We start from the raw sequence: 21,292 nt of genomic DNA on the forward strand, positions 1-21,292 counted from the left end.
CGAAGCGGGCGACGATTTGAATGTGCCGAAAGGACTGTCGCCACTCGCGGCTCTGCGAAGGATCAGTCCTTCAATCGCACGGCCGGCAGCAGGCGGGTGTGGTCCTCGCCGCGCACCGCCTCGAGCTCGTCCGGCTCGAGGCCGAGCGCCTTCAGGATGGTGGGAGCGACCTGCCGGTTCGCCACGCGCTCGTGAACGAGCGTCGGCGCGAGTTTGGGATTGGAGACGACGAGCAGGACGTGCGTGTCGTCCTCGGCGAAACCGCCATGTTCCGCGATTTTCTTCTTGCTCTTGCTGTAGATCGTGCCGGGGATCGGCTGGATGATGATGTCCGGCGTACGGCCGGCTGCCGGATCGCCGAACTGGTCGACGAGCTGCTCGCCGGCATAGATCTTCTCGATGTGAGCCTGGTTGGCGCCCTTGCGGTCGGCCTCGAGAAGCGCGACGGCCTTCTCGGCGTCATCCTGGTTTTTGAGCCAGATCAGCGCAACGTCGTCGGCGGTCTCCTGCGCCAGCGCGACGCCGCCATTCGTCAGCAAGTCGGCCGGATCGGTCACGTCGGCGCGCGCGCCGCCGCCCAGCTTCGGATTGGTGCTGCCGGTCAGCATGTGGAGCTTGTTCACGTCGATCGGCGACTGACCGTGCTTGGCGCCGACGATGACCAGCGTGTCACGGGCGAGGTGCTGGTCCGCCAGCGCATCCAGCATCTGGCCGAGTGAGGCATCGACGAAGTCGAGCGACGCCTGGAGTTGCGGGCTCGGCGTTCCGGCTGCATCCAGATATCCGTCGGCGGTGACTTTCTGGCCGACGCTGACGGCCTGGAAGTTCATGCCGAAGATCGCGGGAACGCCGGCCCTGGTCTTGCCGGTGTGATCAAAGCCCTTGATCCAGTTGAGCACGGCGGTGACCTTGAGCTGGTCATAGCTGCGCGTGAAGCTCGGGTCGATGGTCCAGTCGGCGCCGGGCTGTCCCGGTACCGTGGTCGAATTGATCTCGGGCGCATAGAGCTCATCGAGTCCCTTGCCGGAGGGACCGCTGATGATCTCGTAGGCTGGGTGCTTGTCCGACCAGGCGGTGCGCCGACCCGCCTCGTGGATCACTTCCATGATGGTATTGAGCCTCTGGAATTGGTGCGGATAGACCGGCTCGCATTTGCCGTTCTTCAGGCGCATGGGCAGATGCGCTGGATTGATGTGATCGGACCCGGCGGCGCCACCGCCGTCGAGCTTGGTCAGGTCGTAGTCGATCGATTCATCGAAGAGCGTCTCGGTTCCGGGGCTGCCTTGGCAGTTGCTACCGGGCGCGAACAGCGTGCGATCGTAGGAATCGTCATAGAACACGCCATGCGTCTTCGGCGTGCCGCCGGTCATGAACGCGAGGAGGCCCGGGAAGGAATCTGAGGGCCGGGAGGTGTGCGCATCGGCGAAATGTACGCCATGCGCGAGAAGCCTTGCGAAGCTCGACGACGGATGGGAACTGACATAGCGCTGCAAATCGACCTCATGCATGCCGTCGACACTGATCAACAGCACATGTTTGACGTCGCCCTTGTCCTTGTCCCTGTCGTCCGCATGCGCGAACGAGGGAGCCAGCAGCGAAAGACCAAGCGTCGAGGCAAAAGCGATAGCGACGGCCGTGCGCGGCCGCTTTTCGATCGTCATTGTTGAGCTCCCCAGTGATGTCTGTTGCCGATTGACGTGCAGGCGTGGGACTCCGCGCAGCGGAGAGCCTGCGCTCTCGCCGTGGGCGTCAACTCCTGCGTCAAATTGTAGCGCTGGGAAAACTAGGTAGCTGCGATGACCGTTGGATGACGTCGTGACCGTGCGGCACGCGAAAATTTTTCTGTGCGCGGGGTCGTCAACTCAAACTACCGCCAGGTTGGTCGGGTGTACGCCCGTGAAGATGCGCTGGAGGTTCTCGTTACCGAGGCCGAAGACGTGGCCGAACAGGTCGGCAAACAGCGCGCGATAGTCGGTGAGCACAGGATAGTCGCGGTTCTGGAACAGGTGCGGTTGCTCGACCTTGACCTGTTCGCCCAGGATACGGCCGCCATTGATGCCGCCGCCGAGCACCCAATAGACGCTGCCATGACCGTGATCGGTGCCGCGGTCGCCGTTCTCGCGGAAGGTGCGGCCGAATTCCGAGATCACCACCACCACCGTGTCGCGCCAGGCTGCCGGCCCGACTTCCTCGGAGAAGCCGACCAGGGCGCGACCGAGCTCACCAAGCCGGTCGGCGAGATAACCGTTGGCGGCGCCCTGGTTGACATGCGTGTCCCAGCCGCCGACGTCGACGAAACCAAGATTGAATTGCTCGCGCATCAGGCGGCCGATACGCCGTGCCGACAATTCGAAGCCGCGCGGCGAGACGGCGCCGCGATTGGCGGCCTTCATCTCCTCTGAGACCGAACGGTAAACGTCGTCGCGGACCCGAAAGCCCTCAGAGACCGAGGAGGCGAGACCGGACCGCGCGTACATCTTCTTGATCAGATCAGCCTGGCGGTCGTCGACGCCGGGCTTTGCGACATTGTTGATGCCGGTGTTCGGCACCTGCGATTTGCCGCGGAAGATCAGCGGAAGCTGATCGGTGAAGGCGATCGGCTTGGCGCGCGTCAGCTCAGTGGCGAGCCGGCTCATGAAGCCCGAGCGATAGTCGCGCGAGCCGCCGGCGGACTGGCCGAGCTCGATCGTGTCCTGGGTTTCGAAATGGCTCCTTGTCAGATCGTCGCTGGTGCCGGCGAAGGGAATGAAGGCGATCTCGCGCTTGGCCCAGAGCGGATAGATGCTGTCGCGCAAGGCCGGATGCAGACCCCAATCGGCGTCGAGCGCAAGCGCGGCATTGGGATTGCCGACATCCGGCTTGGCGATGGCGAGCGTCGGCCGCGATGCGCGGTAGAAATCGCTCGAGACCGGTACGACGACATTCGCCGCATCATAGGCACCGCGCAAGAACACGACCAGCATGCGGGCATCGGTCGCCGGCGCAGCCCAGACACGGCCCGCCACCGTGAGCGGAGCAAGGGCAGCAAAAGTCTTGATCAGCTCGCGACGGTTCATGGCGATCTCCGTGGCTCAGTGCATGAATTCCGGTGACGACAGGAAAAGCGTATTCCAGTCCTGAGGTGAGATTGCCCTGTCGAGCGATGCCAGCGTCGCCGGGCCGAGGGTCTTGCGAAGGCCGTTGAAGTACAGCGCGTTCTGGAGCAGCGGGAAGGCGGGCTGCTCGATCGGGTTGGGGCCGTCGGATTTGAACAAACCGGACGAGCCGGATCCGATCTGACGCGCGATCTCGAAGCGAACCATCATCTGTCCAGGGCCGTTCCACGCCGCCGAGGTCAGCGCATAGCCGTCCGGCGTCTCATGGTTGAACAGGCCTTCGCCGAGGCGATTGATCCAGCCCTGGATCGGTGCGGTGTTCAGAATCACCCTGTCGTCATAGGCGAGGCGAACTGCTGACAGCACGTATTGCACGGGATCTTTGAAGCGCGTGCCGGGCTTCAGTGCAGCCTCGAATTCGGGTGAATGGATCATGGTGGCGAGAACGGAGGCAATGTCGCCGTCGGTGGACTTGAAGGTCTGGGCCATCCGCTGCACCAGCGCTTCCGGCGGATTGTCCGAAACGAAGTAGGTCGCGATCTTGCGCGACAGATGGCTGGCGGTTGCGGGATGATGGACCAGGATGTCGATGGCTTCATCGACCTCGGCGAGCCCGCGTCCCCTGATAGTGTGGCCGAGAAATGTCTTGTCGCTGTAGTCGTGGCGGGACGGATTGAATTCGAAAGCGCCCTCGCGCACGAGCTGGGGCTGCAATTCCGGCCTGAGTTTCGGGTCCTCCGACTTGGTGTCGATGCCGACCCCGGTGAGGATCTTCGCCAGCGACTCGACGTCGGCCTGCGTGTAGCCGGAGCCGACACCCATGGTGTGCAGCTCCATGATCTCGCGGGCGTAGTTTTCGTTCAGGTGGCCGGCCGCGTTGTCGGCATTGTCGAGATAGCGCAGCATCGCGGGGTGACGCACGGTCGCCGCGAGCAGGTCGCGAAACTTGCCGAGCGAGTTGGGGCGGATGGCATGATCGACATAGTCGCCGACCAGCACGCGCAGATTCGACTTGTACTGGTGGACATTGAAGTGATTGAACCAGAACCAGACCATGCGCTCGCGCAACTGGTCGGGCGCGTAGAGCGCGTGCAGGATGGTGCGCGCCGCGGCCTGCTTGGCGCGATCGTTCATCGCCTGCTGAAACACCTGCTGCGCCGCCTTTTTCTGGTCGGGATCGGCGACCTGACTGGCACTCTTGGATTGCTGTTCGAAGGCGACCGCAATGTCGAACGGGAAGCGGTGCACGTCGGGCATCGCTTCGATCTGCACCTTGGCCGCGTCGGGCAATGCCGGATTGCCGGCCGGATGCAACTGCTCCTGGAGCCAGCGCTCGGCACCGATGCCGTGCATGTGCGTGGCACTCGAGGTGCTCACGCCAAAAGTCAATCGATCGAGCAAAGCGAGATCATGCGTATTGAGGTCGTCGGCACGGGCGATGTTTGGCACCATCCCAACGGAGAGCGCCACGAGCGTCGCCAGACGCGACCAACGCAGCCGACGATATGCGATTCTGCTATCCACGATCGATTCCGGCGGGCTCGAGGACGCCCACGTCCCATCAGGCGTGTGTCATCATGCGCCGGTCGGCTGAACCTGCCCTGAATAGAATGGAATCAATTGACGGCAGCGCCATCAAATTCCAGCGAGGGGCAACGGGTTCCCGTGCCGTCGGTTATTGCTGCGCGCCCGGCAGCAGCGGAGCCAACAGTCCGCGCGTGACGCTTGGCGGCACGGCATCCAGGCCAAGCACGGCGCTTGCAGCAGGCAGCGTCGCATCCGCCATTGCGGCGTGTCCTTCGGCGCTGGGATGCACGGCACCGCCATAAACGGCCGAGAGCACGCCCCAGGTCGCGTCGTGGATGTCGGTCGGCTGGCTCGCCGCCGGCAGGCCTTGCGGATAGGTCATCGCCGCGAAATAGCTGTCATTGGCGTCGCGAATCCAGCGTGCGCGCGGCAGATAGGCGCGGTACTCGGAGGCGCCGCGGCCGCACAGCATCGGCTGGCTTGCCGCGCTGACGATATCGGGGTTGAAGCTCTGGCCATTCTCGGCAAAGCAGGTGCGATCGAATTCGGGATCGCTGCCCGCATGGGCGCAAAAGCCATGATCGGCAAACGCCGCCTGATGCGCGTCAACAAAGGTCATGCGGTCGGCCTCGGGATCGCGGCACAGCGCGCCGCGCGTGCAGGTGGCGAGCCCCTTCAGCTGGGGCAGGAATTCCGTGTCGACGAAGGTCGAGACGCGGGCGAGCCGCTGCGGATCGGCATTGAAGGCGGGATGGATGTCGAAGCCGGCGCGGCCGCCGCGGCAGGGCACGCCGCCGTCGGCCAGCGCGGGATTGGCGTAGGAGACGTAGACGACGTGCGAGAGATCGCCGCCGACCAGTGGCTTCAGCGCCTCGCGCAGCTTGACGAAATTCTGCGGCAGTTCGCGTTGTAGCGCGTCACGGGAATCATCGACGCTTGCCATCACGCCCGAGCGACGGAATAGCGCACGCTCGGTCGCGGTGTCGACGATGACGTCGGCGACGAGGCCGGAGAAGTAGACGTCGTTGGCGCCGATCGAGAGCAGCACGAGATCGAGATTGCGGTCTGGCTGGCGCTTCTTCGCCGCGGTGAGCGCCTCACGCAGTTCGGCGATCTGCGCGTTCACGCTGGTGTTGCAGACGCCGGACTTGCCAGGCGGGCATTCGCGGGCGCGCTGCGAACCGAGCAGCCCGTCGCCGATGCTAGCACCGGTGCAGGCCAGCGGCAGATAGGTGACGGCGATATGGGTGTAGCGCACCGCGAGCGCGAGCGCGGTGCGGGTCTGGTAGCTGTAGAGCGAACGATGACACGGCGAGTTGAACCAGACCGCGCTGTAATGCTGCCAGTTGGCGAGCGTGTCCGGGGCCTCGCACGCGCGGCCGCCTTTGAAGCCGGCGCGGCTCGGCCGGTAATACTGTGCGCCGGCGGTGCCGAGATAGGAGCGGAAGCAAAAACCTTCGTCGGACAGCGCCAGCGGCCGGTCCGGATTGCCTTCGCCGGAGGCGATGCTGTCGCCAAGTCCGGCGATGAAGATGTCGCGGACCTGGATCTCGGTCTGGATCCGCTGGCTCGGATCGGAGCCGGAGGAGACGTCGACGGTCGCCACCGTCTGCTTGCCGTAGCGCACCCGCAGATTGACCGGCTCGGCGCAGTCGAAGGTCGAGGTCTGCGGTCCGTCGCCGTCGTCGAACGACCAGGCGCAGGTGGCACCGACCGGCACTGCGCCGGTCAGGCGCACGGTGATGGCGTGGTCGATCGGGGTGATGTAGTTCTCTTTGACGTTATCACGAGTGCAGGGCTGGTTGACCCGACCCTGGAGGTCGATGCACAGCCGGTTGACCATATTGCGAGCCCAGCCGCGGCCCTCGCTCTGGAGTTCCAGCGACTGTTCGGCTGCGAGAATGCTGCGGTTACGCGCACTCTCCACATGCAGCAGGAAGTCGCGCTCTTCCCGGAACAGGCGAAAGCGGTTGCGGACCTCCCAATTGATCTGCATGGCGCCGGCATCCTGGGCGGCTGCGGGCTGAAGCGGCAAAACCGAGAGCAGCCCGGCCAGCAGCAGGGCGCCCACGAGACATCGGCGAAGGGAAACAGGGATCATGGTCCGCGTCTTCAACGGCAAAGTTGAGGCAGAAATAAGAGAGCATGGCCCGCCTGCCTGCAACCTTTGTCCGCCGCCCTCACGCGCGGCCGGCGTGATGGCTGGCAGCCTTACCGTTTGCTGGCCTGGCGCAGCGACCGCTCGTGCTCCATCGCAGTCACCTGCTTGGGCAGGTTGGCCTGCGCGCAGGCTTCCGCCAGCCGTCGCCGCTCCTGCCAGGGCTGGACCACGTTCATCCAGAGCTCGCGGGTGCCCATGATCGAGATGGCGATGCCGAACGGGATCACGAAGTAGAGAATGCGGAAGACGAGCAGGGTCGCCAGCAGCTGCTCGCGGCCGAATTCGGGCAGCGCCACCAGCATGGCCGCGTCGAACACGCCGATCGAGCCGGGGGCATGGCTGGCGAAGCCCAGCAGCGTCGCCAGGATGAACACAACAGCGAGCGACAGGAAATCGATCGGCGGATCGGCCGGTATCAGCAGGTACATCGCGAAGGCGCAGAAGCCGAGATCGACCACTCCGATCAGAATCTGCACCAGCGTCAACGGCGCCGACGGCAATACCACCTTCCAGCCCTTCTGGCCGAGCTCGCGGCGCTTCTCGCCCATGCCGAGCCAGACCAGGTAGGCGGCGATGGAGGCGAGGCCGCCGAATGCGATCAGCCGGTTAATCGACGAGGGCAGCTGATCCATGTAGGAGGCCGCATCCGGATGGATGGCCATACCGATCGACAGCACGAAGATGTTACCAAGCCAGAAAGTCAGGCCCGAAAGGAAGCAGATCTTGGCGACATCGATCGCGTTCAGCCCATAGTCCGAGTAGATGCGGAATCTGATCGCTCCACCGGTGAAGACCGTGGCGCCGATGTTGTGGCCGATCGAATAGGACGTGAAGCTCGACAGCGCTGCGATGCGATAAGGCACGTGCTTCTTGCCGATCGTTCGCAGTGCAAAAAAGTCATAGAAGGTCAGTGTACAGAACGCGAAAAATACGCAGATCGCCGCGAGGCCGATATTGCCCCGGGGGATATCGGCCAGCGCGGTGAGGATGGCGTTCCGATCGATCCCGTGGAGGGTCCGCGCGAGTGTGGTCACGGCGAAGGCGATGATCATCACGCTCGCGGCAATGCCCAGCCGTCGCCAGCCGATCCATCTCTTGAAGCCGCGTTTCAGCGCGGTCAGCAGTCCGTGCATTCATCCTCCCGGCGGGGGGTAGATCCGATCCGGCCAGACATTGGCAGATCGGGTACGATCGTGGCCAAAGGCAGGCGTCGATCGCAAGACATGATACAGCTCATTTAAGGCAAAACCGGCGGCTTGTGCAGCCCTTGACAACGATAGGTTCTGCGTTGGACCAGCCGGTCGTGTCATACGCGGTTCATATCGGGCGCGTTAAGCATACGAGTCGCAGTAAGTAGCTCGGGCCGCGCGTCCGCACATCAACATCATTTCATATCCGGGCCCTGCCGACATTGTTCCAGCTCAAGTCACCTGCGCTGTTTCGGAACGTCGATGCCGCGTGTTCGTTAGGCCCCATCAGCAATCGAACATGGCGAAACAGGCGGCTTTCGTGCAGGCCGGCGCCGCCGTGTTCCCGAAACCGAAGAGGACCGGAACGATGGGACTGTTCACGAAAGACATCAAGACCATGAACGACCTGTTCGTGCATCAGCTTCAGGACATCTACTATGCCGAGCAGCAGCTCACCAAGGCGCTGCCGAAAATGGCAGACAAGGCCACCGATCCGCAGCTGAAGCAGGGCTTTTTGACGCACCTCGAGGAAACCAAGCAGCACGTCAAACGGCTTGAAGAAGTGTTCAAGATGCATGGCGCCCAGGTGAAGGCGGTGGATTGCCCGGCGATCGACGGCATCATCGAGGAGGCCGATGAGACCGCGGGCGACGTCGCGGACAAGGCGGTGCTCGATGCGGCGCTGATCAACGCGGCGCAGGCTGCGGAGCACTACGAGATCGTCCGCTACGGCAGCCTGATTGCGTGGGCCAAGAAGCTCGGCCGCAGCGACTGCGCCGCCGTTCTCGCCAAGACGCTCGAGGAAGAGAAGGCGACCGACAAGAAGCTGACGTCGCTGGCCGAGAGCAAGGTGAACCTGCGGGCGGCGAGCTAAGGGCCAAGATGGCCTCGGTCCGGAGACGCCGCGCAACACGCGCGGCGTCTCTTTTTCGGCTGGATCTAATCGGCCTGGTATTTCAGCCCGAACGCCACCGCAACGATCGCAAAGACCGCAATCGTCGTCGCGAAGACCAGGCTTGCGACGGTCGAGCTGATCAGGGTCGAGAGAACGCCAATTCCGATCACCGGAAGCGCGTTGCCGAGAAAGCAGCAGATGAAATAGGCCGACACCACTTCGGCGCGACGATCGTTCGGTGCGATCTGGTTCACCACCTGCAGGCTGCCGCGATAGCCGAGGCCCGCTGCCACGCCGCAGGTTGCGGTCGCCGCGATCATGACGCCGAGCGATTCCGCGAACTGCGCGGTCACGAGCAGAACGAGGCTCGGCAACATCAGTCCGAGCGACCATAGCATTGCAGCGCGGCTCGACACCGGCCGGGTCAGGGCAATGACGAGCGCGACGGCAGAAGCAAGTTCAAGGAAGATCGCGCCCGCGACCGCGTGGCTGGTGACATGCAGCTCGCCAGCGAGAACGCTCGGCGCGAGCGCTGCGAAAAAGGCGACGAGGGCCATGGCGCCGAAGCCTGTGACGGCGGGCGCGACGAAACGCGGCCGGATCGATGACGGAACGCCCGCGCGCGGCCGGATCGACAGTCGCGCGAAGGCGGCCAAGGGACGATCGACTGTCTCGCGCGCGAAGGCGAGCAGCGTGGCGACGACGACCAGCACCGCGAGATAGACGATGAACGGCGTCCGCAGAGGAAGTGCGACATACTCGGCGAGCAAGCCGGCGACCAGTGCACCGAGACCGAGGCCTGCGAAGTTTGCGATCGTTGCGATCACCGTGGCGCGAGAGCGGTCTCGTTCGGCGATCAGTTCGGCAAGCCACGCGGTACCGGTTCCGGCGCCAATCCCGATCGCAAGGCCGCTCAGCACCCGTGCAACGTAGAGCGAGGCGACCCCGTGCGCGAACAGGAACACGAGTGCGCCCACGATGGCGATGCCGATGGCAATGACCGCGGTGCGCCGCCGCCCGACCTGATCGGACATCCGGCCGAATATCAGGAGTGCGGTCAGATTTCCGAGGACGTAGACGGCATAGATCAGGGTCAAGGTGATCTGGGAGAAACCCAGCTGCTGCTTGTAGATAATGTAGAGTGGGGTTGCGACCGTACTGCCGGCGAACAGTGCGCCGATCATGCATCCGACAGCAATGATGGTTGCTGTCCTGCCGAACTCTGATTTTGCGATTGACGGAACTGAAGTGCTGCCAGCTCTTGCCATGACTTCACTGCCTTGAAAGCAATAACGGGGTCAACACCGCGTAATCTTGCGCTGTTCCCATGCCCCCGTGCGGACGGGGTTTGCACCGCAAGCAGAGCGAGAGGCGTCAATGCTTTCCATCCCAGGATACGTTTCCGCCGCGCGATGATGCTTCGATCATGGGCGAAGCATGATCCCGCAACGAAAGCCTAACGGTGGCGTTCACCCGCAAACACGAGGTGGACCATGCCGGCAGAATTTCTCCAGCTGCAATCCTTTCCGATAAAGTGGAACGCGCGAGGCGCCCCAACTGCAACCTCGCTCACGCTGGCCGCGATGAGCCTCGGCTATGGCGTGGTGCAGCTCGACGTCACCATCGTCAACACTGCGCTCGATGCGATGGGCAAGACGCTGGGCGGCGGCGTCGCCGAATTGCAATGGGTGGTCAGTGCCTACACCATCGCCTTCGCCGCCTTCATCCTGACAGCCGGCGCGCTCGGCGACCGCATTGGCGCCAAGCGGATCTTCATGGTGGGATTTGCGATCTTCACCGCGGCCTCGCTGGCGTGCGCGCTGTCGCCCGATGCCATCGTGTTGATCGGCGCACGCTTGGTCCAGGGGCTGGCGGCGGCGATCCTGGTACCGAATTCGCTGGCGCTGCTGAACCACGCCTATACCGACGACCGCGCGCGTGGCCGCGCCGTAGCGGTCTGGGCTGCAGGTGCAAGCCTGGCGCTGACTGCCGGTCCCTGCGTCGGAGGTGCGCTGATCACCCTGGTCGGCTGGCGCGCAATTTTCCTGGTCAACCTGCCGATCGGCCTCACCGGTCTGTGGCTGAGCTGGCTCTACGCGGGCGAGACCACCCGCGCGCGCTCGCGCGAGATCGACCTGCCCGGCCAGCTTGCCGCGATCGGCGCGCTCGGCTCGCTCGCCGGCGCGGTCATCGAAGCAGGCGCGCTCGGATGCGACCATCCAGCCGTGATCGCGGCGTTCGTGGCTTCGGCGGTGCTTGCGACGCTGTTCGTCTGGCGCGAGAGCCGCACGACGCAGCCGATGCTGCCGCTGTCCTTGTTCAGTCACCGGCTGTTCACCCTGACCACGATCGTCGGGCTCCTCGTCAATATTGCGATCTACGGCCTCATCTTCGTGCTGAGCCTCTACTTTCAGCGCATCAACGGGCTGTCAGCGTGGTGGACCGGGCTTGCTTTCGTGCCGATGATGGGCGCTGTGCTGCCGGTCAATCTGCTGGCGCCGCGGCTCGCCGAACGCATCGGCCCGTGCCCGACCATCGTCGTCGGCGCCTCCATCTCCGCGCTTGGCTGCCTCGGCCTCGTCTGGATCGCGGCCGGGACGAGCTATTGGGCGATCCTTGTGCAAATGGTCGCGATCAGCGGCGGGCTCGGACTCTTGGTGCCGCCGCTGACCGCGACTTTGCTCGGCAGTGTCGAGAAGGCGCGCTCAGGTATCGCCGCCGGCGTTCTCAATGCGACCCGGCAGACGGGCAGTGTCCTTGGCGTCGCGCTGTTCGGCTCGCTGATCGCTTCCGACCGCGCGTTCATGGCAGGTCTTCACCAGTCGCTCATCATATCGGCGGCAGTGCTGTTGATCGCGGCTGCCGTGATCGGCCTCGGTGCGAGGAGGCCAGCACGCCCAATGTGAGCAGCTTCGCACATTCTTTGTTCACCATTCCAGGAGTCGGGGCATAGCTGGTTACCGACCGTCTACCCTTTGCCGCTCTAGTGCGATTGTAAGAGGGGCCGTCAATGCATCAAATTCTGATTTGTCTTACTGAACAGCATGATTGGCGGCTAGTCGCACTTGGCGGGGCGGTGTGCCTGCTCGCGAGCGCTGCGGCGATCAGCCTGTTTCATCGCGCGCGAGCGGCGCGCGGTGGCGCCCGCCTGGTCTGGATCACGCTGGATGCCATCGTGGCTGGCTGCGGCATCTGGGCAACCCATTTCATCGCGATGCAGGCCTATGGGCCGGGTGCGGGCGGCGCCTACAATATCCCGGTCACGGTCCTGTCGCTGATCTTTGCGATCTCGGTCACCTTCATCGGTCTCAGCATCTCTGTTTCAACGACGCGCAGAGTGCTGATCGCGGCCGGAGGCGCCGTCGTTGGCGGTGGCGTGGCAGCAATGCACTACACCGGCATGATGGCGTTCGAGATTCCCGCCCATGTCGGCTGGACCGCCGGAACAGTGACGGTATCGATCCTGCTCGGCATCGTCTTCGGGTCCTGCGCTCTGTTCGTTGCAGGACGAGGCGATGGCCTGCCCAACGCGCTTGGCGCGACGGTCCTGTTGACGGTAGCCATTGTTTCCCACCATTTCACTGCGATGGGCGCATTGGAGTTGACCCCCGATCCCGCCCTGGTGGTCAGCGGGCTGTCGATCCCACCGGCCTCGATGTCGTTCCTCACTGCCGGGGCGGCGGTTGCGATCATAGCGATTGCGCTGGTTGCGGCGTTGCTTGACCGCCGTGCCAAGGGCGAACTGGGACGCCAGCAGATCGTGCTGGACACCGCGCTCGAGAACATGTCGCAAGGGCTCTGCATGTTCGACGCGGAGGGCAAGATTATCCTGTTCAACGAGCGCTATGCGCAGATGCTCGGGCGCACCGGCATGTCGCTCACCGGCCGATTCCTGGTCGACGTGATCAGGGAAGAGCAGGCGAGGGGACAGTGGACGGGCGATGCGGACGAATTCTTCGCGCGCCTCGTGGCCGACGCCCGCGAGGGCCGCACCACGACCGATGTCGTGACCAAGTTCGACCGCTCGATCCGCGTCGTCAATCAGCCGATGCAGGGTGGCGGCTGGGTCGCCACTTTTGAGGACATCACCGAATGGCTCGAGGCGCAGGCGAAGATATCGCATATGGCGCGCCATGATGCGTTGACCAATCTGCCTAACCGCGTGCTGTTCCACGAGCAGCTCGAACAGGGATTGCGCCGGGCGGAAACGAACGACCAGCTTGCGGTGCTCTGCCTCGACCTCGACCATTTCAAGGACATCAATGACTCGCTCGGCCATCCGATCGGCGATGCGCTGCTGAAGGAGGTGGGCCGCAGGCTGAAGGCAACGGTCGGCGAGCACGACACCGTGGCTCGCCTCGGCGGCGACGAGTTTGCGGTGGTCAAGGTCGGCCGCTCGGAGGAGGCCGCCGCGCGGGCGATGGCCGGCCGTCTCGTCGAAGTGATCTCCGCGCCTTATGAGATCGACGGCCATCAGATCGTGATCGGCGTCTCGATTGGCATCTCCCTGTCGCCGCAGGATGGCGTCAATCCTGACGAGCTGTTGAAAAATGCCGACCTCGCGCTGTACCGGGCCAAAGCCGACGGCCGCGGCACCTATCGCTTCTTCGAGACCGGAATGGATGCGCGCGCGCAGGCGCGGCGTCTGCTGGAGATGGATATGCGGGCGGCGCTCCAGCGCAATGAGTTTCAGCCGTATTATCAGCCGATCCGCGACGTCGTCAGCGATCGCGTCGTCGCGTTCGAAGCCTTGTTGCGCTGGAAGCATCCGGAGCGCGGTCTGATCTCGCCGCTCAACTTCATTCCGCTCGCCGAAGAGACGGGACTCATCGTGCAACTCGGTGAGCTCGTGTTGCGCCGAGCCTGTGCGGACGCCGCGGCCTGGCCGGACGACATCGGCGTTGCCGTCAACCTCTCGCCGGTGCAGTTCAGGAATCCGAACCTGATCGCATCCGTGACCGAGGCCCTGGAACAATCCGGGCTCGCGTCGGGCCGCCTCGAGCTCGAGATCACGGAATCCGTGCTGCTCCAGAACAGCGAGGCGACGCTGACAACGCTGCACGAGCTGCGCGCCATGGGCGTGCGCATCTCGCTCGACGATTTCGGCACCGGCTATTCGTCGCTGAGCTACCTTCGCAGCTTCCCGTTCGACAAGATCAAGATCGACCGTTCCTTCGTGTCCGAGCTCGCCACGCGCGAGGATTCGATCGCGATCATCCGCGCCGTGACCGGCCTTGGCCGCAGCCTCGGCATCGTCACCACGGCGGAGGGGGTCGAGAACGCCACGCAACTCGAGTTGCTGAGGCGCGAGGGCTGCACCCAGGCACAGGGCTTCCTGTTCAGCCAGCCGCGGCCGGCCTCCGATGTCGCGATGATGCTGGAACGGCCGCAGCTGCGCGCTGCAGGCTGATCGGCTAGCCGCGGCGCAGCGCGAAATGCGCGCCGCAAAATGCCATCACGGCGCCGAGACAGAGCGCCGCGAGCCCCGCCAGCACGCCGGAAATGGTCGGAATCGGGCTCGGCGCCGAGGCCGCTTGCCCTGCGCCCGCAAGCAGGAGCACGCCGACCGCGATCAGGAATTGCCGCATCCGTTGCGGGATCTGGCCCGAGACGGCGCTCTGCATCAAGGTAGCGGTGAAATAGCCACCGGAGAATCCGACCGTCGCGATCAGCCACCATGCGATCGCCGCGCCCGTCGGCACGAACTCGCGCGTGCCGGCGCGCCAGAGGCCGCCGAGGTCGAGCCCATAGCGCGCGCCGAGCATGTGCACCGCGAGCGCGAGCAGCACGCCCGCGATCATGGCGGCTCCGAGAATCAGGTGACGCGGGAAATAGATCGTCTCAGCCATGCCTCGCTTGTAGGATGGGCAGGGGCGGTCGCGCAAGCGGATCGCGGACGGGATGATGATCGAGATGCAGGTTTCGGACGCGCGAGACGACCGGGTCACGAGCTATGCCTACAAGGCGTCGCTGATCGGTTCGGCGCATCGCTTCGAGCTGACGGAGGCGGGATTGTCCTGGCACGTCGGCGGTCGCTCGGGCCTCTGGCGCTATGACGAGATCAGTACAATCAGGCTGTCGTTCCGTCCGGTCTCGATGCAGCAGCACCGCTTTCGCGCCGATATCAGCCACGCCGAGGGTGGCCGCATCGCGATCCTGTCGACGAGCTGGCAGACCGCGGCGCTGATGGCGCCGCAGGACAGCGGGTTTCGCGAGTTCATCGTCGCGCTGCACGCGCGGATGGCAAAGGCCGGCAGCCGGGCCGAGCTGACTGCCGGCCTCGGCGCCAAGACCTACGCGGCGGTGTTGGCGTTCCTGGCGCTGCTGGCGGTGGTGATGGCCACGCTGTTGATCCGCGCGCTCATGACAGGCGAATTCGCCGGCGTGCTGTTCATCCTCGGCTTTGCTGCGCTGTTCGCCTGGCAGGTCGGCGGCTTCGTCCAACGCAACCAGCCGCGGCGCTATCGTTTCGAGCAATTGCCGCGATCCTTGCTGCCGTAGCGCCTGCAATAGGACGCAATCAAACGTGACTTCGCAGTCGCCCGCCCGCCCCGCATCCTGCTGCAATGACTGACGGGATTCGCAGCATGCGCCTGCCGACGGCGGACGAGATCGCCGAGATCAATCGCACCCATCTGATCGACACGCCCCTTGTGCCGGCCGACCTGTTGTTTCTGTTCGGCACCCGCGAGGATGTAGCTCTCCGCGTCGAAGCCGCCGCGCGGCTGTGGCGCGAAGGCTATTTCCGCTGGTCGGTTGTCAGCGGTGGCGTGACGCCGGGCTCGGAGCAATCCGAGTGCACGATCATCAAGGCGGCGATGGTCGCCGCGGGCATTCCGGCAAATCGGATCCTCGAGGAGCACCGTGCAATGAACACCGGCGAGAACGTGATCTTCTCGCTGCCTGTTATCGACGCGGCACTGGGACTGCACAATATCCGCACCGTGATCTGCCTCGGCAACACCTGGACTGCGCGACGCTATCCCATGACGCTGCACCGGCACTGGCCCGAGGTGACGAAGCTGCTGCTCACCGTCGACAGTTTTGCGACGCCGCGCATGCTCTGGCACACCGACGCCGAGTTTCGCCGGCGTGTCCTGCACGAATGGGACAAGATCGAGCGGTACAAGGCGAGGGGCTTTATCGCTGAATGGCCGGAGCGCTGACGGCGGGGTCATTCCGTCGAATCGAAATCCTCCTCCTTGGTGCCGAGCAGCGAGACGATCGTGCGCAGGCCGCTATCGAGCTGCTCGAACGAGGGCGGGGCGAGCGCGAGCCGCACCGCGTTCGGGGCATGGCCGTGCGCGACCGCAAAGGTCGAGGACGGCGTCAGGGCGATGCCGCGCCGGGCCGCCGCGGCAACGAAGGTCTGCGAGCGCCAATGCGGCGGCAGCGTCAGCCAGAGATGATAGGAGCGCGCGTCGGCGGCGATCTGGTAGCCGGCGAGCAGCCGTGCTGCGGCCTGCTGGCGGCGAGCGGCGTCGATGCGCTTCAGTCGTGTCAGTTCGGCGACGGTGCCGTCGGCCATCAGCCGCTGTCCTGCGGCGAGCGCGTGCCCGGAGGCGATCCAGCCGCCGGTGCGGACGGCGCTCATCACGCTCTCGCGCAAGCGTGGCGGCGCGACGAGGATGCCGAGCGCAAGGCCCGGCGCGACCTTCTTGGAGAGGCTGTCGAGCACGATGCAGCGGTCCGGCCCCAGCGCTGCGAGCGGCGTGTCGTCGGCGAGGAAGCCGTAGACGGTGTCCTCGATGATAGTGAGGTCGAGCTTCTCGGCAACGCGCATGATGTCGGCGCGCCGCGTCGCGTTCATGGTGACGCCGAGCGGATTCTGGATGATGGGCTGGAGATACAGCGCCGACAGATGCGCTTCGCGATGCGCCTTCTGGATCGCGTCGGGCCGGGCGCCATGTTCGTCCATCGGGATCGGCACCAGCGTGATGCCGAGCCGCGCGGCGATGCTCTTGACGTAGGGGTAGGTGAGGGCCTCGACGCCGCAGCGGCCGCCGGTCGGAACGAGCGCTGCGAGCGCCGCCGCGAGCGACTGCTTGCCATTGGCGGTGAATACGATCTGCTCGGCCTGCGGCGTGAAATCCTTGCGCGCGAGAAAGGCCGCGGCTGCATTGCGCGCACTTTTGGTGCCGGTGCTGGTCGAGGTGCGCAGCACGGCTTCGAGCGCATCGACGCGCTCGAGCCCGGCAAGGCTCTTGGCGATCATCGCCCATTGCTGCGGCAGCAGGGGATAATTGACCTCGAAATTGATGCGCGTGTCGCGCGGCTCGGCGATGCTCTCGACCTCACGCCTGATGTCGCCCGAGATGAAGGTGCCGCGGCCGACTTCGCCGACCACGAGCCCCCGGCGCAACAGCTCCGTATAAACACGGCTCGCGGTCGAGACCGCGATGCCCCGGTCATAGGCAAAATTGCGCTGCGGGGGCAGCCGGTCGCCGGGTCTTAACGTGCCCTTAGCGATATCTGCGGCAATGGCATCCGCAAGCTTCACGTACTCGAACTTGGACATTATTGCACCGAGAGCAATGTTTTCCTTGCTCCGAGTAATGTACTGGAGCATTTAAGTTCCATCAAGGTCCGCGATTGAGCCGAGGTGAGCGAGAGCAATCCGACGGCAAATGGGGTGCAGGCGCTCTAGCGTTTGCGCCAACGGCATCTGCTTCGCCGCGCGGGACACGAGGCCGGAGAAGAAACATGACCACCATCTCGCAAACTGCCGGGCGGAGTTTACGCCCATCCTCGTCGAGCGGATTCTTTGCCACGCTCGTCAACGCCGCCTATGCCCTGTTCGACCGGCTGGAGCGTCGCACCGCCGTCAAGATGCTGAACGAACTCGACGACCGCGCCTTGCGCGACATCGGCATCACCCGCAGCCAGATCGAGGACGCAGTGTACGGACAGTTCAAGGCCGAACTGGCGCGCTATCTGTGAGCCCGTGTCCCGGACGCGCGTAAACGCGCTTGTGGTGCTGCACTGCGTCCGGGGCACGAGACCAGAGCTTCCCCGCACAACTGCTTCCCCATCGTCATTGCGAGCGAAGCGAAGCAATCCAGACTGCCTCCGCGGAAAGACTCTGGATTGCTTCGCTTCGCTCGCAATGACGGAGTGTGTGGTGGCAGTGTCGCGCTTCAATCAGCATCTTCATCGCAGACATACCTTCGCATCCTCGCGGCGCATCTCGCCCGAGCTTTGCTCTTCAACGTCACCCTCTGATGAAAGAGGGCGCAGGGAAGACCGGGTGCTGGCTGGCACCCGCGGTCCACTGTGCGAAGAGTTGCGCTACAAGAGGCTGCACAGCGGCATACAGGTGAAGCCGAAACATCCGGCCTTCCCTGCGCAGTGGTTTGACGGCTTATGTCGTGATCTCCCCGGGGAGCGCTGCACTATTGCCCCCGTCGCCCTGCGGATGGCTGATGCGAAGGTCCGGTTGGACCACACGCATCTCCGCAAGACTTGGCGCACAGATTTCGGGCGCCAGGACCACACGATTTTGCCGTACGCAGGAATCACACCGGTCGTGTGCGCGACGTTTTCGCTCACGGTTGCCCGCCCTGCAAAACCTTCCGCGCCGATGTGACCCGCGCCCACCGCCGCCCGGCCCGCGTTCGTGACGATCGCGATACGCCCCTCTTCCTTGGGCCGGGTTGCCGCAACACATACGCCATTTCCGAATTTCGGGAAAGCGGAATATTTTTGGCTGATGGTATCGACCGACGGCTAGCGTGTTTTGCCCGACAGGCAGCGCAACATGTTGTAGGTCAAGCGAGCGTGACTTGGCCCCATACGCCACCACTGCTTCACGACATTGCTCCGAGTTTAATGCCTCACCACCAGCACCGAGCATTTGGCATACCGCACCACATGCCCGGCGTTGGAGCCGAGAAAATAGGTGCGCATCGCCGGCCGGTGCGAGGTCATGACGATCAGGTCGGCCTTCATCTGCGCGGCTTCTTCCAGAATCTCGTGATAGATGCCGCCCTGGCGCACCACGCTGGAGATGCGGGAGGGGTCGACGCCGGATTCGCGGGCCACGATGGCGAGCGCCTCTTCGGAAGTCTGGCGCTGCTGTTCGTCGAAATCGGCCGGGACGTATTCGGCCAGCATCACCGGCGTCATCGGAAGCACGTTGAGCAGCCGGATCGACCCGCCCCAGTTCTGCGACAGCGTTGCCGCGGTTTCGATCGCCGGCTTCGCCAGATCGGTGTCGGCGAGGTCGATGGGCACGAGGATGGACTTGAACATCTGCGCCTCCCTAATGACCAAGCCGGATCAACCTGATGAGACGGCGCCAGCACGTCTCATCGCAGTCGAAGCAGCTTGGGGCTGACGAACAGCACCAGTTTGCCGCGGCGGTAGGCCACGTCACCCCAATCCTTGACGTCAAAGTCGAGGATCGCAAGCCCCGCGGTGGGCAGATTGTCGGCGAGTGCCTTGGCACTGGCGGGATCGCCGCTGCCCATCAGCATCAGGGCAGCCTCGTGCATGCCGGGATTGTGGCCGACCAGCAGCAACCGCCTGGGGTTGGCCGGGATCGTTGCAGTGCGAATGGTCTCGAGAATCTGCGCCGGATCGGCGCCATAGAGGTCCGGCAGAATCTCGATCTCGGGTGCTGCGACGCGGTCCTTCATTGCCTGCCAGGCGATATCCCAGGTCTGCCGGGCACGGACCGCATGCGACACCAGCACGGTCTCGGGAACGGGCGGATGGCTGGCGATCCAGTCGCCCATCTCGGCGGCATCCCGCTGGCCGCGCGCGTCGAGCCGGCGGTCCTGGTCGCGGCCGCTCGGTGCGTCGGTCTCGGTCTTGGCGTGACGCAGCAGCATCAAACGGCGCATGGCATTCTCGAATCGTTCCACGTCCGGAATAATCTACAGGTGCCGGTTGAGGACAAGGTGACAAAACCGCTGCACACTTTTCCGGATCATGCTCTAAGAAAACGACATGAGCGAGACTTTCACAAGCGTATCCCAGGAAGAAGCCGGGTTTCGTCAACGCGCGCGGCTGTCGTTCGATCTCGACGCCGACATCTGCGTGATCGGGGCCGGGCTCGCCGGGCTTTCCATTGCGCTGGAGGCGGCCCGGTTAGGGGCCAGTGTCGCGGTGCTCGAGGGCCGCCATATCGGCTGGAACGCCTCCGGCAACCAGTTCGGCACGGTGATGCCGGGCTTCGCGCTGCCGCTCACCGATTTGATCGAGCGCATCGGCTTCGAGGACGCCGGCGAATTGTGGTCGCTCTCGAAGGAGGGCGCCGAGTTCGTCCGCGCCAACGCCACCGAAGAGAACATGCCGGGCATCGGCCTCACCGACGGCGTCCTCGAGATCTCCAATGTCGATGCCGGCGATAGGCTGATCAGCCGCCTTCAGATGCTGAACGAGGACTTCGACACCGAGGCCGAAGGCTGGCAGGTCGATCGCGTGCGCGAGTCGCTGAAGACCGATCGTTATTTCCATGGGGTCTACTATCCCAAAGCGTTCCAGGTCGACGGCCGCAAATATGTGCATGGCCTCGCCGCGCTGGCACGGCGGGCCGGCGCGCGCATCTTCGAGGATACGCCGGTGGTCAGTATCGATCATTCCGGCATCCGCAAGCGCATCGTCACGCCGTCGGCGCGGCTGCGCGCGAGCCAGATCGTGCTCGCCGGCAACATTCATCTCGGCGCGCCCTTGCGGCGCCTGTCGGAGACGCTGCTGCCGGTCTGGCGCTATGCCGGCATCACCGCACCACTCGGCGAGCGCTTGCACGAGATCATCGGCTTCAAGGGATCGGTGATGGATTCCGACGGCGTCGATCATTTCCGCATCGTCGATGGCGACCGCCTGATGTGGGAGAGCCCGGAGACCACCTGGGCCGCGCAGCCGCGGCGCTTTGCAGGTAGCGTCAGGCGGCGGATCCGGTCGATCTTCCCGGAGCTCGGCGACGTCGAGATCAGCGAGATGTTCGGCGGCGTCACCGGCCAGACCGTGCACGGCATGCCGCAGATCGGCCAGCTGCGCAAAGGCCTGTGGGTGGCAAGCGGGTTCGGCCGCCAGGGCATGAACACATCAGCCATGGCCGGACAGCTGATTGCGCGCAGCATCCTGCAGGGCGACGAGCGCTGGAAGCTGTTCTCGCCGTTCGAGTTGGTCTGGGCAGGCGGCATCACCGGACGGGTCGCGGGTCAGCTGGTTGGCATGTGGGGCAGGGCCAGTTCCGCGGCTGCCGGGTCGCTTGCCCGCTACCGGGAGCGGGCGCGGGTGAAGGACAGGGAACGCGAGGCGCGGCTGGCTGAGGCCAACCGGGCCGCGGGCACGGGTCCGCGCCATCCGCCCGCAGGGATCCGGCCGCGGATGGCCCCGCCGGCACAGCCGGCTGCGGCGGAGGAGGCGGAACCGGCCGCCCAGGAGGCCTCTCGGGAGCAGGGCGTCTCGCAATAAG

At 64.7% G+C, this 21,292-nt stretch carries 17 protein-coding genes; 7 read left to right on the forward strand and 10 right to left on the reverse strand.

Annotated features, from left to right (window positions below):
* Nucleotides 1-62: 62 nt before the first annotated feature.
* The 5 genes from XH88_RS07015 to XH88_RS07035 form a co-directional block, all read right to left on the reverse strand.
* The gene (locus tag XH88_RS07015) at nucleotides 63-1,661 is read right to left on the reverse strand and encodes an alkaline phosphatase family protein (RefSeq protein WP_271614679.1); all 1,599 of its coding nucleotides are present in this window, start codon (nucleotides 1,659-1,661) and stop codon (nucleotides 63-65) included.
* Nucleotides 1,662-1,862: 201 nt separating this feature from the next.
* Nucleotides 1,863-3,056 carry a DUF1501 domain-containing protein gene (locus XH88_RS07020; protein WP_271614680.1) on the reverse strand — a complete coding sequence of 398 codons (1,194 nt, stop codon included), beginning with the start codon at nucleotides 3,054-3,056 and terminating at the stop codon, nucleotides 1,863-1,865.
* A 15-nt stretch (nucleotides 3,057-3,071) separates the two neighbouring features.
* The gene (locus XH88_RS07025) at nucleotides 3,072-4,547 is read right to left on the reverse strand and encodes a DUF1800 domain-containing protein (RefSeq protein ID WP_271614773.1); all 1,476 of its coding nucleotides are present in this window, start codon (nucleotides 4,545-4,547) and stop codon (nucleotides 3,072-3,074) included.
* Nucleotides 4,548-4,770: 223 nt separating this feature from the next.
* Nucleotides 4,771-6,723: a hypothetical protein gene (locus XH88_RS07030; protein WP_271614681.1), complete on the reverse strand. Its 1,953-nt coding sequence runs from the start codon at nucleotides 6,721-6,723 to the stop codon at nucleotides 4,771-4,773.
* A gap of 110 nt (nucleotides 6,724-6,833) precedes the next feature.
* A complete protein-coding gene (locus XH88_RS07035; protein WP_271614682.1) occupies nucleotides 6,834-7,916 on the reverse strand; it encodes a lysylphosphatidylglycerol synthase transmembrane domain-containing protein in 1,083 nt (360 codons plus the stop codon).
* A 424-nt stretch (nucleotides 7,917-8,340) separates the two neighbouring features.
* Between XH88_RS07035 and XH88_RS07040 the strand changes: the two genes are divergently transcribed.
* Nucleotides 8,341-8,847, forward strand: coding sequence for a YciE/YciF ferroxidase family protein (locus tag XH88_RS07040; protein WP_271614774.1), 507 nt, complete (start codon nucleotides 8,341-8,343; stop codon nucleotides 8,845-8,847).
* A 65-nt stretch (nucleotides 8,848-8,912) separates the two neighbouring features.
* Here the strand turns inward: XH88_RS07040 and XH88_RS07045 are convergent, their stop codons facing one another.
* Nucleotides 8,913-10,052 (reverse strand): MFS transporter, encoded by a 1,140-nt coding sequence (locus XH88_RS07045; RefSeq protein ID WP_271614683.1) that lies wholly within the window; start codon nucleotides 10,050-10,052, stop codon nucleotides 8,913-8,915.
* 309 nt (nucleotides 10,053-10,361) lie between these two features.
* On the opposite strand from XH88_RS07045, the gene XH88_RS07050 reads away from it, so the two are divergent.
* Together XH88_RS07050 and XH88_RS07055 are read left to right on the forward strand one after the other, a co-directional pair.
* Nucleotides 10,362-11,774 carry an MFS transporter gene (locus XH88_RS07050; protein ID WP_271614684.1) on the forward strand — a complete coding sequence of 471 codons (1,413 nt, stop codon included), beginning with the start codon at nucleotides 10,362-10,364 and terminating at the stop codon, nucleotides 11,772-11,774.
* 104 nt (nucleotides 11,775-11,878) lie between these two features.
* Nucleotides 11,879-14,278, forward strand: a complete 2,400-nt coding sequence (locus XH88_RS07055) for a bifunctional diguanylate cyclase/phosphodiesterase (protein ID WP_271614685.1) — start codon at nucleotides 11,879-11,881, stop codon at nucleotides 14,276-14,278.
* A gap of 4 nt (nucleotides 14,279-14,282) precedes the next feature.
* Here the strand turns inward: XH88_RS07055 and XH88_RS07060 are convergent, their stop codons facing one another.
* On the reverse strand, nucleotides 14,283-14,717 hold the full coding sequence (locus XH88_RS07060; RefSeq protein ID WP_271614686.1) for a hypothetical protein: 435 nt from the start codon (nucleotides 14,715-14,717) through the stop codon (nucleotides 14,283-14,285).
* A gap of 64 nt (nucleotides 14,718-14,781) precedes the next feature.
* Between XH88_RS07060 and XH88_RS07065 the strand changes: the two genes are divergently transcribed.
* Nucleotides 14,782-15,369, forward strand: a complete 588-nt coding sequence (locus XH88_RS07065; RefSeq protein ID WP_271614775.1) for a hypothetical protein — start codon at nucleotides 14,782-14,784, stop codon at nucleotides 15,367-15,369.
* 86 nt (nucleotides 15,370-15,455) lie between these two features.
* Nucleotides 15,456-16,034, forward strand: a complete 579-nt coding sequence (locus tag XH88_RS07070) for a YdcF family protein (RefSeq protein ID WP_442868419.1) — start codon at nucleotides 15,456-15,458, stop codon at nucleotides 16,032-16,034.
* A gap of 8 nt (nucleotides 16,035-16,042) precedes the next feature.
* Here the strand turns inward: XH88_RS07070 and XH88_RS07075 are convergent, their stop codons facing one another.
* Nucleotides 16,043-17,386 (reverse strand): aminotransferase-like domain-containing protein, encoded by a 1,344-nt coding sequence (locus tag XH88_RS07075; protein WP_271614688.1) that lies wholly within the window; start codon nucleotides 17,384-17,386, stop codon nucleotides 16,043-16,045.
* A 185-nt stretch (nucleotides 17,387-17,571) separates the two neighbouring features.
* On the opposite strand from XH88_RS07075, the gene XH88_RS07080 reads away from it, so the two are divergent.
* The gene (locus tag XH88_RS07080; RefSeq protein ID WP_271614689.1) at nucleotides 17,572-17,808 is read left to right on the forward strand and encodes a DUF1127 domain-containing protein; all 237 of its coding nucleotides are present in this window, start codon (nucleotides 17,572-17,574) and stop codon (nucleotides 17,806-17,808) included.
* Between the two features lie 885 nt (nucleotides 17,809-18,693).
* Here XH88_RS07080 and XH88_RS07085 read toward each other — a convergent pair.
* A complete protein-coding gene (locus XH88_RS07085; RefSeq protein WP_271614690.1) occupies nucleotides 18,694-19,119 on the reverse strand; it encodes a universal stress protein in 426 nt (141 codons plus the stop codon).
* A gap of 56 nt (nucleotides 19,120-19,175) precedes the next feature.
* Nucleotides 19,176-19,712 carry a SixA phosphatase family protein gene (locus XH88_RS07090; protein ID WP_271614691.1) on the reverse strand — a complete coding sequence of 179 codons (537 nt, stop codon included), beginning with the start codon at nucleotides 19,710-19,712 and terminating at the stop codon, nucleotides 19,176-19,178.
* Nucleotides 19,713-19,818: 106 nt separating this feature from the next.
* On the opposite strand from XH88_RS07090, the gene XH88_RS07095 reads away from it, so the two are divergent.
* A complete protein-coding gene (locus XH88_RS07095) occupies nucleotides 19,819-21,291 on the forward strand; it encodes an NAD(P)/FAD-dependent oxidoreductase (RefSeq protein WP_271614692.1) in 1,473 nt (490 codons plus the stop codon).
* Nucleotide 21,292: the final 1 nt, after the last annotated feature.

This window comes from Bradyrhizobium sp. CCBAU 51627, from assembly GCF_028128765.1.
Lineage (GTDB): Bacteria > Pseudomonadota > Alphaproteobacteria > Rhizobiales > Xanthobacteraceae > Bradyrhizobium.

Excerpts from the sequence above, each read along its gene's own strand:
- XH88_RS07035 (WP_271614682.1), bottom strand. The coding sequence starts at position 7,916 with ATGCACGGACTGCTGACCGCGCTGAAACGCGGCTTCAAGAGATGGATC.
- XH88_RS07060 (WP_271614686.1), bottom strand. The coding sequence starts at position 14,717 with ATGGCTGAGACGATCTATTTCCCGCGTCACCTGATTCTCGGAGCCGCC.
- XH88_RS07080 (WP_271614689.1), top strand. The coding sequence starts at position 17,572 with ATGACCACCATCTCGCAAACTGCCGGGCGGAGTTTACGCCCATCCTCG.
- XH88_RS07090 (WP_271614691.1), bottom strand. The coding sequence starts at position 19,712 with ATGCGCCGTTTGATGCTGCTGCGTCACGCCAAGACCGAGACCGACGCA.
- XH88_RS07045 (WP_271614683.1), bottom strand. The coding sequence starts at position 10,052 with ATGATCGGCGCACTGTTCGCCGGCAGTACGGTCGCAACCCCACTCTAC.
- XH88_RS07025 (WP_271614773.1), bottom strand. The coding sequence starts at position 4,547 with ATGGTGCCAAACATCGCCCGTGCCGACGACCTCAATACGCATGATCTC.
- XH88_RS07030 (WP_271614681.1), bottom strand. The coding sequence starts at position 6,723 with ATGATCCCTGTTTCCCTTCGCCGATGTCTCGTGGGCGCCCTGCTGCTG.
- XH88_RS07070 (WP_442868419.1), top strand. The coding sequence starts at position 15,456 with ATGCGCCTGCCGACGGCGGACGAGATCGCCGAGATCAATCGCACCCAT.
- XH88_RS07020 (WP_271614680.1), bottom strand. The coding sequence starts at position 3,056 with ATGAACCGTCGCGAGCTGATCAAGACTTTTGCTGCCCTTGCTCCGCTC.
- XH88_RS07015 (WP_271614679.1), bottom strand. The coding sequence starts at position 1,661 with ATGACGATCGAAAAGCGGCCGCGCACGGCCGTCGCTATCGCTTTTGCC.
- XH88_RS07065 (WP_271614775.1), top strand. The coding sequence starts at position 14,782 with ATGCAGGTTTCGGACGCGCGAGACGACCGGGTCACGAGCTATGCCTAC.
- XH88_RS07055 (WP_271614685.1), top strand. The coding sequence starts at position 11,879 with ATGCATCAAATTCTGATTTGTCTTACTGAACAGCATGATTGGCGGCTA.
- XH88_RS07050 (WP_271614684.1), top strand. The coding sequence starts at position 10,362 with ATGCCGGCAGAATTTCTCCAGCTGCAATCCTTTCCGATAAAGTGGAAC.
- XH88_RS07075 (WP_271614688.1), bottom strand. The coding sequence starts at position 17,386 with ATGTCCAAGTTCGAGTACGTGAAGCTTGCGGATGCCATTGCCGCAGAT.
- XH88_RS07040 (WP_271614774.1), top strand. The coding sequence starts at position 8,341 with ATGGGACTGTTCACGAAAGACATCAAGACCATGAACGACCTGTTCGTG.
- XH88_RS07085 (WP_271614690.1), bottom strand. The coding sequence starts at position 19,119 with ATGTTCAAGTCCATCCTCGTGCCCATCGACCTCGCCGACACCGATCTG.
- XH88_RS07095 (WP_271614692.1), top strand. The coding sequence starts at position 19,819 with ATGAGCGAGACTTTCACAAGCGTATCCCAGGAAGAAGCCGGGTTTCGT.